Source organism: Methylobacterium sp. 001424705, from assembly GCF_059816145.1.
This window is the reverse complement of sequence record NZ_JCBANU010000020.1, coordinates 21692-37471: the sequence shown is the minus strand read 5'-3', so window position 1 is coordinate 37471 and position 15780 is coordinate 21692. Positions and strand designations below refer to the sequence as shown.

15 protein-coding genes are annotated in these 15780 nt (G+C 71.8%); 7 read left to right on the top strand and 8 right to left on the bottom strand.

The genetic code is table 11. From position 1 onward, the window contains the following. Positions 1–69: 69 nt before the first annotated feature. The 4 genes from AC6EUL_RS15450 to ileS all read right to left on the bottom strand — a co-directional run bounded on the left by AC6EUL_RS15450 (position 70) and on the right by ileS (position 6005). On the bottom strand, positions 70–1449 hold the full coding sequence (locus AC6EUL_RS15450; protein ID WP_499871115.1) for a M16 family metallopeptidase: 1380 nt from the start codon (positions 1447–1449) through the stop codon (positions 70–72). Between the two features lie 154 nt (positions 1450–1603). Further along, positions 1604–2239 (bottom strand): hypothetical protein, encoded by a 636-nt coding sequence (locus AC6EUL_RS15445; protein WP_056218309.1) that lies wholly within the window; start codon positions 2237–2239, stop codon positions 1604–1606. A gap of 208 nt (positions 2240–2447) precedes the next feature. Continuing rightward, positions 2448–2936, bottom strand: a complete 489-nt coding sequence (gene lspA, locus AC6EUL_RS15440) for a signal peptidase II (RefSeq protein ID WP_499871112.1) — start codon at positions 2934–2936, stop codon at positions 2448–2450. 87 nt (positions 2937–3023) lie between these two features. Continuing rightward, entirely contained in the window at positions 3024–6005 is a 2982-nt protein-coding gene (ileS, locus tag AC6EUL_RS15435; protein WP_499871110.1) for an isoleucine--tRNA ligase, read from the bottom strand. Positions 6006–6410: 405 nt separating this feature from the next. On the opposite strand from ileS, the gene AC6EUL_RS15430 reads away from it, so the two are divergent. Beyond that, positions 6411–6677: a hypothetical protein gene (locus tag AC6EUL_RS15430; protein WP_056218320.1), complete on the top strand. Its 267-nt coding sequence runs from the start codon at positions 6411–6413 to the stop codon at positions 6675–6677. Here AC6EUL_RS15430 and AC6EUL_RS15425 read toward each other — a convergent pair. Then, on the bottom strand, positions 6668–7564 hold the full coding sequence (locus AC6EUL_RS15425; protein WP_499871192.1) for a DMT family transporter: 897 nt from the start codon (positions 7562–7564) through the stop codon (positions 6668–6670). The two genes, AC6EUL_RS15430 and AC6EUL_RS15425, sit on opposite strands and share 10 nt — an antisense overlap. Before the next feature lie 327 nt (positions 7565–7891). Between AC6EUL_RS15425 and AC6EUL_RS15420 the strand changes: the two genes are divergently transcribed. After that, entirely contained in the window at positions 7892–8161 is a 270-nt protein-coding gene (locus AC6EUL_RS15420; protein ID WP_056218327.1) for a hypothetical protein, read from the top strand. 41 nt (positions 8162–8202) lie between these two features. Here the strand turns inward: AC6EUL_RS15420 and AC6EUL_RS15415 are convergent, their stop codons facing one another. Next, positions 8203–8847, bottom strand: a complete 645-nt coding sequence (locus tag AC6EUL_RS15415) for a MarR family winged helix-turn-helix transcriptional regulator (protein WP_499871107.1) — start codon at positions 8845–8847, stop codon at positions 8203–8205. Between the two features lie 300 nt (positions 8848–9147). Here AC6EUL_RS15415 and rfbF point away from each other — a divergent pair, with 300 nt between their 5' ends. Genes rfbF through AC6EUL_RS15390 form a run of 5 tightly spaced genes read left to right on the top strand, consistent with a single transcriptional unit; the run spans position 9148 to position 13746 of the window. Continuing rightward, positions 9148–9915, top strand: a complete 768-nt coding sequence (rfbF, locus tag AC6EUL_RS15410; protein ID WP_056218330.1) for a glucose-1-phosphate cytidylyltransferase — start codon at positions 9148–9150, stop codon at positions 9913–9915. 31 nt (positions 9916–9946) lie between these two features. Further along, on the top strand, positions 9947–11053 hold the full coding sequence (rfbG, locus tag AC6EUL_RS15405; protein WP_244480166.1) for a CDP-glucose 4,6-dehydratase: 1107 nt from the start codon (positions 9947–9949) through the stop codon (positions 11051–11053). Then, a complete protein-coding gene (locus tag AC6EUL_RS15400; protein WP_056381766.1) occupies positions 11050–12309 on the top strand; it encodes a class I SAM-dependent methyltransferase in 1260 nt (419 codons plus the stop codon). Before rfbG ends, AC6EUL_RS15400 begins: the two co-directional genes overlap by 4 nt. Before the next feature lie 4 nt (positions 12310–12313). Continuing rightward, positions 12314–12844, top strand: coding sequence for a dTDP-4-dehydrorhamnose 3,5-epimerase family protein (locus tag AC6EUL_RS15395; RefSeq protein WP_056218335.1), 531 nt, complete (start codon positions 12314–12316; stop codon positions 12842–12844). Then, positions 12841–13746, top strand: a complete 906-nt coding sequence (locus AC6EUL_RS15390) for an NAD-dependent epimerase/dehydratase family protein (protein ID WP_499871103.1) — start codon at positions 12841–12843, stop codon at positions 13744–13746. Before AC6EUL_RS15395 ends, AC6EUL_RS15390 begins: the two co-directional genes overlap by 4 nt. Before the next feature lie 12 nt (positions 13747–13758). Here the strand turns inward: AC6EUL_RS15390 and AC6EUL_RS15385 are convergent, their stop codons facing one another. Both AC6EUL_RS15385 and AC6EUL_RS15380 read right to left on the bottom strand, forming a co-directional pair. Then, complete coding sequence (locus tag AC6EUL_RS15385; protein WP_244472675.1) at positions 13759–14145, bottom strand: response regulator; 387 nt, start codon at positions 14143–14145, stop codon at positions 13759–13761. Between the two features lie 178 nt (positions 14146–14323). Further along, a complete protein-coding gene (locus tag AC6EUL_RS15380; RefSeq protein ID WP_499871100.1) occupies positions 14324–15589 on the bottom strand; it encodes an adenosylmethionine--8-amino-7-oxononanoate transaminase in 1266 nt (421 codons plus the stop codon). Positions 15590–15780: the final 191 nt, after the last annotated feature.

Here is a 15780-nt window from a genome sequence, read left to right as displayed (position 1 = left end):
CGCGGGGCGCGGCGGCGGGCGCCGCGGCCTCCCGAATGGTGTGGCCCGGCCGGGGGCCGGGATCGGCCGTCAGGCCGCGTCGGCCTCGCGGGCCTTGGTCAGGTAGCCGGTGACGGAGCGGGAGGGGGTCAGGTAGCGCTCGGCCACGGCCACGAGCCGCGCCTTCGTCACCCCCTCGATGTCGGAGGGCCAGCGACGGACCTCCTCGATGCTCTCGCCGATGGCCAGCGCCGAGCCGTAGATGCGGGCGAGGGAAGACTGGCTGTCGGAGGAATAGACCGTCTCGGCCACGAGCCGGGTCTTGGCCCGCTCGATCGCCTCGGGCTCCAGGGCCTCGGAGGGGACGCGGCACAGGACGCGGTCGACCTCCTCCTCCAGCTTCTCCAGACTGACGCCCTCGGCGGGGATCGCGTAGACGGAGAAGCGGGTGTCGTCGATGGCCGAGCCCATGTACCAGGCGCCGGCATTCACGGCGACACCGAGCTCCATCACCAGCTTGCGGTAGAGGTAGGAGGTGGAGCCGCCGCCCATGACTTCGGCCAGCAGTTCGAGGGCGTGGCACTCGCCGTCCCGCGCGGTGATGCAGGAGGGAGCGAGGTAGAGCCGCTGCAGGGTCGGCTGCTCGACCTTGGGGTCGGCCACGGCGAGGCGGCGGAGCGCCCGGGGCTCCGGCTCCTTGGCGCGGATGCGCACGGGCCGGGCGCCCTGCGGGGTGACGCGGCCGTAGGTGTCGTCGGCCATGCGGCGGACGTCGTCCGGGGTCACGTCGCCCGCCACCACCAGGATGGCGTTCTCCGGCGTGTAGAAGCGCTTGTAGTAGTCGAGGGCGTGGGTGCGGTTCAGCTCCTCGATCTCGTGCATCCAGCCGATGATCGGCGTGCCGTAGGGGTGATGCACGAACAGGGAGGCGGCCATCGCCTCGGAGAGCTGTGCCGAGGGGTCGGTCTCGACCCGCATGCGGCGCTCCTCCAGCACCACGTCGCGCTCGGGCGCCACCACGGCGTCGTCGAGGACGAGGCCGGTCATGCGGTCGGCCTCGAACTCCATCATGGTCCGGAGGTGATCGCGGGCGACGCGCTGGAAATAGGCGGTGTAGTCGTAGGAGGTGAAGGCGTTCTCCTGGCCGCCGAGGCCCGAGACGGCCTTCGAGAAGGCGCCGATCGGGTGCCGCTCCGTGCCCTTGAACATCAGGTGCTCGAGGAAGTGGGCGATGCCCGACTGGCCGAGCGGATCATCGGCCGAGCCGTTGCGGTACCACACCATGTGGGTGACGACCGGGGCGCGGTGATCGGGCACGACCACGACGTCGAGGCCGTTGTCGAGGGCGAAGGCACTGACCTCAGGGCCGCCCGCCTCGGAGCGCCCGAAGGGCGCGGCTTCGGCCCGGCCCGCGCTGGCATGGCCGCGCGAGGGTCCGAAGAGGGGCATGTCCTTCCTGAACAGGTGCATCGAAGCTCTTCCTTCCGCGGTCGGCCGCTTGCGAGGGCCATCCGTCATGTTGGCGTTGCGCCGGCTCCGCGCCACGGGGGTGCGTCGGAGGGGCAGGAAACGGATCCTCGTGCGGTGACCCGCCGCGCCTGCGGCACCGGGCCGGACCCGGGGTTCAGTTCGCGGAGCGCGCGCGCACGTAGGCGCCCGGATCGGACTCCTCACGCTCGCGATACGGGTTGTTCACGGGGTCGCCGTTGGTCTTGGCGACCTTGCGGGGCGGCTTGCGGTAGCCGGTGGGCGGATCGGTGAGGACGTCGCGGTCCGGCTCGACCTGCGAAGGCTCCGCGACCTCGGCGGAGCGCAGGCCGAAGGGGTTCGACCAGAAGGAGTTGCGATCGTCGTTCTCGCCCTCGGGCCGGCCCGGCTCGGTGCGCGCCTGGGCGCCGGCGCGGCGTCCGCCGCGCATCTCGTCGATGGAGAGCGTCATGTTGTTGTCGTTCATCCGGCCCTGGGCGCCGCGGACGATCGGCTTCCGGGCCTCCTCGCGCTCGCGCTCGCGCTGGACGACCTCGGGATCCTTCGGCCACTGGGCCGAGGCTTCCGGCTGGCGCGGCGGCGGCAGGGACTTGCCGTCGAGCTTGGGCGGCATCACCAGGGGGGCCCGCTCGCGGTAGGTGATCGCGGGCTTCTCGGGCTCGATCAGGCCGATGCTGCTGAGCGTGTCGCGCATGAACACGCCCTGCTGCGCCTGCGCGCTCCCGGCGGTCAGAATGCCCGCCACCACCAGCAAAGCCCGATGTCCGATCATGCTATCCCCGCTCTCCGCCCGGTTGTGGGTCCCGGTTCCCCGAGCCCGGATGATCGCCTTGTGCCACGATCCTGATCCGACCTTCTCGGCCTGATCCCGGTTTCAGGCGATCGTATGGCGCCTTGACCGCAGTGCACCAGCCTCGCCGGCACAACGATCCCGGCTGTGGTTTACGGATCACAGGTCGGGCGGAAATGACGGCGGAGCCTCAGAGCTCGGACCCGGTGCTCCGGGGGGCCGGCCGCAGGCTGTCGAGGATGAGGCCGACGACGCCGGCGACGATGGCCGCATCGGCGATGTTGAAGACGTACCAGGACCAGCTGCGCCAGTGCAGGTGCACGAAGTCGAACACCGCGCCGTAGGCCGCGCGGTCGATGGCGTTGCCGAGGGCGCCGCCCGCGACGAGCCCGAGGGCCACCGCCAGCAGGCGCGATTCCGCCCGCCGCATCCAGAGCGACAGGCCCAGCGCCGCGAGGCAGGACACGCCCACCAGCACCCAGCGGCCGAGGCCGCCCTCCTGCTGGAACATCCCGTAGGAGACGCCCCGGTTCCACACCACGAGGAACTCGGCGAAGGGCGCGATCCGCCAGGGCTGCGTCAGCACCAGGTCGGTGCCGAGATAGAGCCAGAGCTTCGAGGCCTGGTCGACGACCAGGGTGACGAGCAGCGCGACGAGGCCCAGGCGGAAGGAGGTCATGGGGGAGAGGGGGTCATCGGAGAGGACGTCACGCGGGAAGGCGGGGCCTCCCCCCGGGATGGGGGACGGCGAGGGGCGGCATCCGCGTCACGCGGCGTTCGTGCCGGCATGCGCCGCGTCCCACTCGCGCAGGGCGCGGGCGTCGCGGGGCGTCACGTCGGGATAGTCCGGGTCGCTGCCGACCTCGGGCGCGACCCGCCAGGAGCGGGCGCATTTGCGGCCCTCGGCCAGGGCCGGCACCACGGCGACGCCCCGCACGTCGTCGAGGCGGAACGCCTCGGCCGGGCCCTCGCCCGCCGCGATGCGGAGGGCGGAGGTGATGCAGACATCGGCGAAGTCGACGCCCTCCACCACCGTCCGCAGCTCCGCATCCGCGATATGGACGGTGGGGGCCGCCTCCAGGCTCGCCCCGATGCGCTTGGCCGTCCGCTCGATCTCCAGGGCGCCGGTGACGACCCGGCGCACGCGGCGGATCGCCTGCCAACGGGCCGCGAGGGCCTCGTCCCGCCAGGCGGCCGGCGTCTCCGGCAGCGTCTGCAGGTGGACGGAGCCGGCCTCGGACGGGTAGCGGTCGAGCCAGGCTTCCTCCGCCGTGAAGGCCAGAACGGGGGCGAGCCAGATCGTGACCCGGCGGAAGGTCTCGTCGATGACCTGAAGGGCGGCGCGGCGCACGGGCGAGGAGGCCGGGTCGCAGTAGAGCACGTCCTTGCGCACGTCGAAGTAGAAGGCCGAGAGGTCGCCGGTCATGAAGCCGTTGAGGAGCGCCACGACCCGCTTGGTGTCGAAGGCGGCGTAGGCCTCGCGGATCTCGCCGTCGAGCTCGGACAGCCGGTGACGGACCAGGCGCTCAAGCTCGGGCAGCTCGGCGTGGGCGATCTCGGTGCCGGGCTCGAAATGCGCCAGCGACCCGAGCATCCAGCGGACCGAGTTGCGCAGCTTGCGGTAGGTCTCCGCGAAGGTCTTGATGATCTCCGGGCCGATGCGCAGGTCGTCCGCGTAATCGGAGGCCGCCACCCACAGGCGCAGGATGTCGGCGCCGGAATCCTTGATGACGTTCTGTGGGGCGACGACGTTGCCCTTCGACTTCGACATCTTCAGGCCCTTCGGGTCGAGGACGAACCCGTGGGTCAGGACGATGTCGTAGGGGGCGCGACCGCGGGTGCCGGCGGATTCGAGCAGGGACGACTGGAACCAGCCGCGATGCTGGTCCGATCCTTCCAGGTACATCACCGTGTCGGCGCCGCCGTCGCGCTTGCGCTTGACGCCGGACAGGCCCGGGAACTGCTCGGGATCGTCGAGCACGAAGGCGTGGGTCGAGCCGGAATCGAACCAAACGTCGAGCACGTCCGTGACCTTTTCGTAGTCCGCCGGATCGTAGTCGGGGGCGAGGAAGCGGGCGCCGTCCGCATCGGTGAACCAGGCATCCGCGCCCTCCGCCTGGAAGGCCGCCGCGATGCGGGCATTCACCGCCGCGTCGCGAAGCACCTCGTGGGTGCCGCGCTTGACGAAAACCGTGATCGGGACGCCCCAGGCGCGCTGGCGCGACACCACCCAGTCGGGCCGGTTGCCGACCATGCCGTTGATCCGGTTCTTGCCCTGTGGCGGTACCCACTGGGTCTCTTCGATGGACCGCAGGGCGACATCGCGCAGGGTGCGGCCGTCCAAGGACCCGACCGGCTTGTCCATCGCGATGAACCATTGCGGCGTATTGCGGAAGATGACCGGTTTCTTCGAGCGCCAGGAATGCGGGTAGCTGTGCTTGAGCGTGCCGCGCGCAACCAGGGTGCCGGCCTCCATCAGGGCGGCGATGACCGCCTTGTTGGCGTCGCCCTTCTCGCCCTTGTGGTTAAGAACGAGTTTTCCCGTGAAACCGGGGGCCTCCTCGGTGAGCGCCCCGTCGGCGTCCACCGTGTAGGGGATGCGGGTCTCGATGCCGCGCTGGGCGAGCGCCCGGCCGTTGGCCATCCAGACCTCGAAATCCTCGCGGCCATGGCCCGGCGCCGTGTGGACGAAGCCGGTGCCCGCCTCGTCGGTGACGTGCTCGCCCTCGAGGAGCGGGACGGCGAAGTCGTAGCCGGGCACGTGGCCGGCCAGCGGATGGCTCAGGGTCAGGGCGGCGAGTTCGTCCGGGGCGACGTCGCGCAGGCGCTCGAAGGCCTCGACCCGGGCGCTGGCGAAGACCGAGGCGGCCAGGGCATCGGCGAGGACGTAGCGATCGCCGACCTTCGCCCAGTTGTCGTCGGCCGCCGCCGTGACCCGGTAGAGACCGTAGGCGACCCTGCGCGAATAGGCGACGGCGCGGTTGCCCGGCATGGTCCAGGGCGTCGTGGTCCAGATCACCACCCGGGCCTCGGCGAGATCCGGGCCCGCGCCCGCGATGGGCCGGAACGCGGCGAAGATCGTGTCGCTGACGTGGTCCTCGTACTCGACCTCGGCCTCGGCCAGGGCGGTCTTCTCCACCACCGACCACATCACCGGCTTCGAGCCGCGATAGAGCTGGCCCGTCATGGCGAAGGTCATGAGCTCGCGGGCGATCGCGGCCTCGGCCGGGAACGACATGGTGACGTAGGGGTGGTCCCAGTCGCCGGTGACGCCGAGGCGCTTGAACTCCCCGCGCTGCACGTCGAGCCAATGGGCGGCGAAGGTCCGGCATTCCTGGCGGAACTCGATGACCGGCACGTCGTCCTTGTTGCGGCCCTTGGCGCGGTACTGCTCCTCGATCTTCCACTCGATGGGCAGGCCGTGGCAGTCCCAACCCGGCACGTAGTTGGCGTCGTAGCCGAGGGTACGCTGCGCGCGGACGATGACGTCCTTCAGGATCTTGTTCAGCGCCGTGCCGATGTGGATGTTGCCGTTGGCGTAGGGGGGGCCGTCATGCAGCACGAATTTCGGCCGGCCAGCGGCCTGCGCGCGGATCTGCCCGTAGAGGTCGGTGGCGGCCCAGCGCTCCAGCAGCAGGGGCTCGCGCACCGGCAGGCCGGCCCGCATCGGGAAGTCGGTCTGGGGCAGGAACAGGGTCTTCGAGTAGTCGCGGGCGGGGGCCGCAGCGGGAGAGGTCTGGTCGCTCATGGGCTGTCTGTGAGGTCTTCGGCGCGGATCGGCGTTGAGGCGGTCGGTGGGCAGGACTGCCCCCGGGGCCGGCGGACTGGAGGCGAGGCGTCGCCCTCCCGGCCTTCGCATCGGACCGCCGCGGCGGCCCTCAGGCGCAGGCCGGGCTCATAATTCGAGGCCGGGGGGCGCTCGGCACGCCGCGCCGCCCGCGTGGATCACCATCAACGCACATTCGGCGGCTTCTAGCAGCGGTGCAGGCGCGAGACCAGCGAGCTTTCCGACGCCGGCATGCCGGACCAACTTTCGTGGGGACCTTCTTTCAAGCTCGGCCGTTGTCCCTCACGCGTTCGGGCGCCGTCCGGCTTCGGCCGGGGACCAGATCCGAGGGGTGACCGAGACGCGGCGTCATTGGGAGACACGACCATGAGAAAAGCTCTGCTCGCCGCCAGCCTCGTCCTGTCCGCCTTCGCCCTGTCGGGCGCGGCCGAAGCGCAGGGCCTGCCGGGCGGCATCCGCCGTGGCGCGGCCGAGGGCGACCGGGTCGCCGGTCCGGTGGGCGGCATCGTCGGCGGCGCCGTCGGCGGCGCGGTGGGAACCGTGAACGGGGCGCTCGGCATCGATCCGGGCCGTCGCGCCTACCGCACCCGCATGAAGTCCCGCCGCCACTCCCATCACCGCCGTCACCGCTGAGGCGATGCGGGATCCCGCGGGGCGCGCGCGCCGTCCGGCCGGCGCCGCCCCCGGGATTCCAAGGCCTTGGACTCCTGGGCCAGGAGATAGAGCCCGGACCCGATCACGATGGACGCGCCGATCAGCGTCCATCGGTTCGGCACGTCGCCGAAGATCAGGTAGCCCAGCATCAACGACCAGAGCAGCTGGGTGTAGATGAAGGGGGCCAGAACGTTGGCCGGCGCCCGGGCATGGGCCAGGACCAGCAGCCAATGCCCGAGGGTGCCGAACAGCCCGACCCCGATCAGCAGCGCCCAGGTGCTCCACGCCGTCGGCGTGGTCCAGATCCAGGGCAGGAGCGGGCTCATCAGCGCGAGTCCGGCCAGTCCCGAATAGAACACCGTCGTGGCCGTCGAATCGACGCTCGCGAGCTTGCGCGTGGTCAGCACGTAGAACGCGTAGCACAGCATGTTGCCGATGCTCAGGAGCACGGCGGGCTGGAAGGCGCCGACGCCCGGACGCACGATGACGAGGACGCCGAGGAAGCCGATCGCCACCGCCACCAGGCGGCGCGGCGACGACCATTCGCCCAGCAGCGGCCCCGCGAGCAGCGCCACCATCAGGGGCGTCGCGAACTGGATCGACAGGGTCTCGGCGAGCTGGAGCTGGCGCAGGGCCAGGAAGTTGAGGGCCGTCGACCCGAACAGCAGCAGCGAGCGCAGGACCTGGAGCGCGAGCCGGTTCGTCCGCGCCACCCCGGGCGTCCGGACCGGATTGAGGACCACCAGCACCAGCGCGACGTTCACCGCGTAGCGCATGAAGGTCGAGAGCAGCGGATCGACGCCCAGGCTCGCCAGGGTCTTGGCCGAGGCGTCGAGGCAGGCGAAGAACGCCAGCGTGCCGCACATCAGCGCGATGCCGGCCAGGCGCCGGTTCGTGGGCGCGCCGCCCCCTGGTGGTGACCTCAACGACGTGATCCCGATCCGCGACGGCGTTTCGCCTGGTATGAACGGCGCGACCGGGGAGCTTTAAAGCAGACGCGGGGGAGCGCACACCTGCGTGGGGATCGGGTTCGCCACGGCGTTGAAGCATCGCTGGCCGACACGGCACCGCCCGGTTCGGAACCGGATGGCGACCGTCGGTTGCGGCCGCGCCGGCGAGTCGCGTCGCCTGCACCAATTCTTATCGATGTCCGTCCATCCTCGCGGCCGAACGTCTTTGGCGGAGGGCCATCCATGACGCGGACCATACCGTTGCTTGCCACTTTCGGGCTGGTCTGCCTGATGGTTCTCCCCGCTCCGGGAATCCTGGGCCTCATGATCGGCCTCGGCTGCGCGATCACCATCGTGATCTGCGCGGCGGTCTGGTTGTTCGACCGGGCCGCCACCCGCCTGGCCCTCGTCCTGGAGCGGACCGGCGAGCGCCTGTTCCGGCGCCGGCGGGCCGTGCATGCGGGCTCCGGCATGATGCGCAAGGCGAAGGCCCCGAAGGCCGGACCGCTCTAGGAGATCGGTGCGGGGGACGCCGGGTCCGGAGGCCGCCGGCGCTACAGCGCGCCCGGGACGGCCAAGCCGTCCGCCTCGTCCTCGTCCATCTCGGAATCGCCCTCGACCTCGTGGCCGGTGACGCCCGAGACCTCCGCGAGGTTGCGGGCGGCCTTGCGCAGGAGCTTGCGCAGGCGGCGCTTCTCCTTGCCGTCGAACCCGTCGAGGAGCTCGGCCTCGACCTCGTCCCACAGGCGCTCGATGGCGGCGGCCTTGGCGAGGCCCGTCTCGGTGAGGCGCACGCGGACGATGCGGCCGTCGCCGGCCTCGGCGCGGCGCTCGACGAATCCCAGGGCCGCCAGCCGCGAGATCGTCTTGGAGGCGGTCGGCGGACGCACCCGCAGGGTCGCGGCGAGGTCGCCCATCGTCATGGTCCCGGCCGCGGCGAGCGCCTGGACCACCTGTTCCTGTCCGGCGAAGAGGTCGAGGCTGGCTAGCCGGTCGCCCACGCGGGAGCGGTGCAGGCGCGCGGCCTGGACCAGGGCCCAGCCCACGCTCTTCGCGCCCGGGGGCCGCAGGCGCTTGTCGGACTTGCTCATGCTCCGCTCGCCATCCCTGTCACCGCTCGCCCCGGGGAGCGACGCCATCACCGCGCGGGTCAGGTCCCCGTGGGGTTCGACCCTCCCGCGCTCGTCAGCCGCCCGCATCGCTCGCGCCCTTCAGCTCTCATACCCCGCGAACGATGGGCCCGCGCCGGTCAATCCGGGCACATCCACCGCCAACCGGGAACGTCCCTCCGTCCCGGGGCATGACCGGGCGGTATGAAGCTGCGATGACAGCGCCCCGCCCGGGAGCCCGGGCGGGCGGGAAAAGTCGGCTAAACGGCCCGTCCGTCCCCGCGCCTGGACGAAGGGCGACCCCTCGATTAAGCGTTGCGCGACGGGGCGCACGCGCCCGCAGCGCGGCCGTTCCCGCGCCAGGACCTTCCGAAGACCGCTCAGGAATCCATGAAGGCAGTCATCCTCGCAGGCGGTCTCGGCACGCGCCTCTCGGAGGAGACGGTGATCCGCCCCAAGCCCATGCTGGAGATCGGCGGCCGGCCGATCCTCTGGCACATCATGCAGATCTTCGCCGCCCACGGGGTGCGCGAATTCGTGATCTGCCTCGGCTACAAGGGCTACGTCATCAAGGAGTTCTTCCTGAACTACCGGCTGCACCTGTCCGACGTGACCGTGGACATCGGGCGCGGCCACGTGGACTTCCACCGCAGCACCGCCGAGGACTGGCGCGTCTCGCTGATCGAGACCGGCGAGACCACGATGACGGGCGGGCGCCTGAAGCGGGTGCGGGACTATCTGGGCGACGACGACTTCTTCATGACCTACGGCGACGGCGTCGCCGACGTGGACCTGACGGCCCTGGCGGCCTTTCACCGGGCCCACGGCAAGCTCGCCACCCTCACGGCGGTGACGCCGCCGGGCCGCTTCGGGGCGCTGGAGCTGGAGGACGGCACGGTGCGGCGCTTCCGGGAGAAGCCCGCCGGGGACGGGGCGACGATCAACGGCGGCTTCTTCGTGCTCTCGCCGCGGGTGCTCGACCGGATCGCGGGCGACGCCACCGTCTGGGAGGCGGAGCCCCTGGAGGGCCTCGCCGCCGACGGGCAGCTCGCGGCCTACGTCCATGCGGGCTTCTGGCAGGCCATGGACACCCTGCGCGACAAGAACCACCTCGAAGCCCTGTGGGCGGGGGACGCGCCGCCCTGGAAGTGCTGGTAGTCTGGCGCCCCACCGGAGATCGTTTCAGAGCGTGCAGCCCTCGCCCTTCCCTCTGCCGCGCACGCGCGACCCGAATCCCGATCCCGCCTTCTGGGCCGGGCGACGGGTGCTCGTTACGGGCCATACCGGCTTCAAGGGCGGCTGGCTCTGTCTGTGGCTGGAACGCCTGGGCGCCCGGGTGAGCGGGCTGGCGCTGGCCCCCGAGACCACCCCGAGCCTGTTCGCCACGGCCGGCATCGGCCGCGGCCTCGACTCGCACCTCGCCGATATCCGCGACCCGGCGGCGGTGCAGGCGTGCCTGGCTGCCACGGACCCCGAGATCGTCATTCACATGGCCGCCCAGGCCCTGGTGCGCGCCGCCTACCGCGATCCGCTGGCCACCTACGCCACCAACGTGATGGGCACCGCCCACGTGCTGGAGGCGGTGCGGGCGACGCCCTCCGTCCGGGCCGTGGTGGTGGTGACGAGCGACAAGGCCTACGCGAACCGTGAATGGGCCTGGGGCTACCGCGAGACGGAGGCGCTGGGCGGCCACGACCCCTACAGCAGTTCGAAGGGCTGCACCGAGCTGGTGGCGGCGGCCTACCGGGCCTCGTTCCTTAGGGAACGGGATTGCCGGGTCGCCACCGCCCGGGCGGGCAACGTCATCGGCGGCGGCGACTGGTCGGAAGACCGCCTCGTGCCCGACATCGTCCGCGCCTTCGCGCGGGGCGAGTCGGTGGAGATCCGCGCGCCCCACGCGACGCGGCCCTGGCAGCACGTGCTCGAGCCCCTGAGCGGCTATCTCCGCCTCGCCGAATGCCTGTCGGGGGCGGACGGGCCGCGCTACGCCGAGGCTTGGAACTTCGGCCCGGCCGACGAGGATTGCCGGCCGGTGGCCCATCTCGTCGACGAACTCGCCCAGGCCTGGGGCTCCGAGGCCCTGTGGCACCTGTCGGCGGCGATCCATCCGCACGAGGCGATCTTCCTCAAGGTCGATTCGGCCAAGGCCCGCACCCATCTCGGCTGGGACCGGCGCCTGCGCCTCGACGCGGCGCTCGCCTGGACCGCCGCCTGGCACAGGGCGCAGGCCGGCGGGGCGTGCGCCCGCGACCTGACCCTGGCGCAGATCGGCGCCTACGAGGCGCTCGCCGCATGACGACTCCGACAGCGACTACGACCCCGACCCCGACCCGAAGCTGCCGCGCCTGCGGGACGCCCCTGCACCGGAGCGTGGCCGATCTCGGCCTGTCGCCCCTGGCCAACGCCTACGTGCCGGTCGAGCGCGCCGGCCGGGGGGAAATGGTCCATCCCCTCCACGCCTTCGTCTGCGAGGCCTGCTGGCTGGTGCAGCTCGAAGCCTTCGAGACGCCGGAGGCGATCTTCTCGGACTACGCCTATTTCTCCGGCTTCTCCGCCGGCTGGCTCGCCCATGCGGAGGCCTACGTCGCGGCCATGCAGGCCCGCTTCGGTCTCGGGCCGGACAGCCGGGTCGTGGAGGTGGCGAGCAACGACGGCTACCTGCTGCGCGCCGTCGTGGCCCGCGGCATCCCGGCCCTCGGGATCGAACCGGCCGCCAACGTGGCCGCGGTGGCGCGCGAGCGCGGCATCCCCACCGAGGTGGCGTTCTTCGGGGCGGAGACCGCCCGGCGCCTGCGGGCGGAGGGCCACGCCGCCGACCTGATGGCGGCCAACAACGTGCTGGCCCACGTGCCCGACATCCACGACTTCGTGGACGGCTTCCGAATTCTCCTGAAGCCCGAGGGCGTCGCCACCTTCGAGTTCCCGCACCTCCTGCGGATGATCGCGGAGCGCCAGTTCGACACCATCTACCACGAACACTTCTCCTACCTCTCCCTCGGGGTCGTCTCGGGGATCCTGGAGGCGCACGGCCTGCGGGTCTTCGACGTGGAGGCATGGCCGACCCATGGCGGCTCCCTCCGGGTCTTCGCCTGCCACGCGGCGGCCGCGCACCCGCAGGGTCCCGCCGTGGACCGGGTGCGCGCGGAGGAGCGCGCCGGGGGCCTGTTCGACGCGAGCGGCTACACCGCCTTCGCGGAGGACGTGGTGCGCATCAAGTGCGCCACCCTCGCCTTCCTGGCGGACCTGCGGCTGACGGGAAAAACCGTCTGCGCCTACGGGGCGGCGGCCAAGGGCAACACCTTCCTCAATTACTGCGGCATCGGCCCCGAGCTGGTGCGGGTCGTGGCGGACCGCTCGCCGCACAAGCAGGGCACCCTCCTGCCGGGCAGCCGCATCCCGGTGGTCTCCCCGGAGGCCCTGCTGGCACAGCGGCCGGACTACGTCCTGATCCTGCCCTGGAACCTGAAGGACGAGATCGCCGGCGAGATGGCCGCCATCCGGGACTGGGGCGGGCGCTTCGTCACGGCGATCCCACGGCTCTCGGTGTTCTGAGCCCATGCGCTTCGAGGCCCTGCCGCTCGCCGGCGCGTACCGGGTCGTCCCGGACCCCCAGGCCGATGCGCGCGGCTTCTTCGCCCGCACCGCCTGCGCGGAGGACTTCGCCGCGCGGGGCCTCATCGGCGCCTTCGCGCAGTCCAGCATCTCCTACAATGCCCGGCGCGGCACCGTGCGGGGCCTGCACTTCGCCGCCGAGCCCCACGCGGAAACCAAGCTCGTGCGCTGCACGGCCGGCGCGATCCACGACGTCCTCGTCGACCTGCGGCCGGATTCGGCCACCTACCTCCAGGCCTACGGGACCGAACTCAGCGCCGGGAACCGCCACGCCCTCTACATTCCCGTGGGCTTCGGCCACGGCTTCCAGGCGCTCAGCGACGACGCGGAAGTGCTCTACATGATCGACCGCCCCTACGTGGCCGGCAGCGCCCGGGGCCTGCGCTGGAACGATCCGAGCCTCGACGTCGCCTGGCCGGAGCCCGTCACGGTGATCGCCGCGCGCGATCTCGCCTACCCCGACTGGGTGCGGTGAGGGAGCGCGTCCTCGTCACGGGCGCGGCCGGCTTCGTCGGCCGCCACGCCGTGCCGGCCCTGCGGGCGCGCGGATTCGAGGTTCACGGCGTCGGTCGCAGCCCCTCGGCGGAGGCGACCTGGCACGCGGCCGACCTGCTCGTGCCCGCGGAACGGCAGGCGCTGATCGCGAAGATCCGGCCGAGCCATTGCCTCCACCTCGCCTGGGATGCGGAGCCCGGCCGCTACTGGACCTCGGCGCGCAACCTCGACTGGGTCGCGGCCACCCTGGATCTCGCCCAGGCCTTCGCGGCGGCGGGGGGCCGCCGGTTCGTCGGGGCCGGCACCTGCGCCGAGTACGAATGGGGCGCGGCCCGCTTCGAGGAGGCGACGACGCCCTGCCGGCCCGCGACGCTCTACGGCGCCGCCAAGGACGGCACGCGGCGCATCCTGGAGGCCTATGCCGCCACGCAGACGCTCAGCGTCGCCTGGGGGCGGCTGTTCTATCTCTACGGCCCCGGCGAGCGCCGCGGGCGGCTCGTGTCGGACGCGATCCGGGCCCTGACGGCCGGCACGGCGTTCCCGACCTCGCACGGGCACCAGCGCCGCGACTTCCTGCACGTCGCGGATGCCGCCGCGGCCCTGGCCGCCCTGGTGGCGGGGGACGTGCCCGGGCCGGTGAACATCGGCTCCGGGGCGGCGATCCCGGTGCGCGCGCTCCTCGAAGGGCTCGCCGCCCGGATCGGGGGCGCCGAGCACCTGGATTTCGGGGCCCGTCCCTTGAGCCCGACGGAGCCGCCGGTCATCGAGGCCGGGACCCGCATCCTGACGGAGACCGTGGGGTTCCTGCCGCGCTTCGACGTAGCGCAGGGGCTCGACGACACCGTCGCGTGGTGGCGGGCCCGGGGGAAGGCTCCGGGCTGACCGCTCAGACCCTCAGCAGGGCAGCAGGCCCTTGAGCTGGGACAGGATGTCCTCGCCGGTGCAGGGCCGGGCGATGAACTTGGCGCCCTTCGGCATCCGTTCGGGATCGGGGGCCGCGCGCCCCGAGACGATGACGATCGGCAATTGCGGCCGGGCCTCGGACACCGCGGTGGCGAGCTCGAAGCCGTTGGTCTTGCCGGACAATTCGACGTCCGTGATCAGGCCGCTGATGTCGGGGCGGTCCTGGATGATGCCGAGCGCCCGTTCGGCCGAGGCGCATTGCACGGTCTCGTAGCCGCCATTCTCGAGAACGTCGCCGAGGTCCATGATCGTCAGGGCCTCGTCCTCCACCAGCAGGATCACCGGCCGGTCGTCGTTCGCCTTCGCCTCGTCCACCACGATGCACCCTCCAGCCTGTCTGGCCGCGGGCCCCGCCCGGGACCGGGATCCTCGCGTGAAGCCCGGGGGCCCGCACGGCGCGATCCGGGACACCGGAGATCCTGGACATGGGGCCAGCGCAACGTCATCCCAACGAGCGACGGGGGCGTGGGTTGCACCGGACGCAGGGTCCTCGCCGTCAGGGGGCGACCGCCGGCACCACCGTCCGCATGGCGTCGAGAAGCTCGGCCAGATCCTGCGGCGGGACGGTGAGGGCGGGCGTCAGGTAGACGATGTCGCCGAACGGGCGGACCCAGGTGCCCCGCGCGAGGAAGCGGCGCTTCAAATCGGCCAGATCGGGGGGCCGGCGGAACTGCACCACCCCGATCGCCCCCAGGACCCGGATGTCGGCGACGTGCGGCAGCCCGCGAAGGGGTTCGAGCCCGTCCGCCAGGGCCCCCGCGAGGGCCGCGACCTGATCGAGGCGCGGTTCGCGGTCGAACAGGTCGAGGCTGGCATTGGCCGCCGCGCAGGCGAGCGGGTTGGCCATGAAGGTCGGCCCGTGCATGAGGGCGGCGGCGGGATCGTCGGCGAGGAAGCTCTCGAACACGGCCCCCGTGGCCACCGTGGCGGCCAGCGCCATCGTGCCCCCGGTGAGGGCCTTCGACAGGCACAGGATGTCCGGCACGATGCCGGCCTGCGTGCAGGCGAACAGGGAGCCGGTGCGCCCGAACCCGGTGAAGATCTCGTCGGCGATGAGCGGCAGCCCGTGGCGCCGCGCGAGCCGCGCGACGGTCGCCAGCACCTCGGGGGGGTGCATGCGCATGCCGCCGGCCCCCTGGACCAGGGGCTCGACGATCACCGCCGCCAGGGTCTCGCGCGCGGCCGCCAGGGTCGCGTCGAGGGCGGCGACCTGCGCCGCCGTCCGGGGCAGGTCGCAGAAGACCTGGGTCGGCAGGTAGGCGCCGAAGCGCCGGTGCATGCCCTCGTCGGGGTCGCAGACCGACATCGCCCCGAGGGTGTCGCCGTGATAGCCCTCGCGGAAGGCCAGGATGCGGGTGCGCCCGACCACCCCCCGGTTGATCCACATCTGCACCGCCATCTTCAGGGCGACCTCCACGGCCACCGAGCCGGAATCGGTGAAGAAGACGTGGTCGAGGTCGCCGGGCAGCAGGGCCGCGAGGCGCGCCGCCAGCCGCTCCGCCGGGGCGTGGGTGAGCCCCCCGAACATCACGTGCGGCATCGTCTCGAGCTGCGCGGCCACGGCCGCCCGGATGTGGGGATGGTTGTAGCCATGGGCCGCCGTCCACCAGGAAGCGATGCCGTCGATCAGCTCGCGCCCGTCGGCGAGGACGATGCGCGACCCGTGCGTGCGCACGGCTTCCAGCGGCGGGGCCGCCCCCTGCATCTGCGTGTAGGGGCGCCAGAGATGATGCCGTCCGGGGGATTCGCGCGGGCTCGTCATGATCGGACAGGGATGTGAGCGCGGGACCGCCGGGTCAAGCAGGCCCTTCGCTGCCGATCGCCCCCGCGACGGGACTGAACACATGAGCCTTCTTCTTATGATCGACCATGTATATCCTGTCTAAGCTATTCATATTCATTCCTTTTAGCGGTTCTAATCTTTAAACGATATCTTGCAAATGATATTGCAGC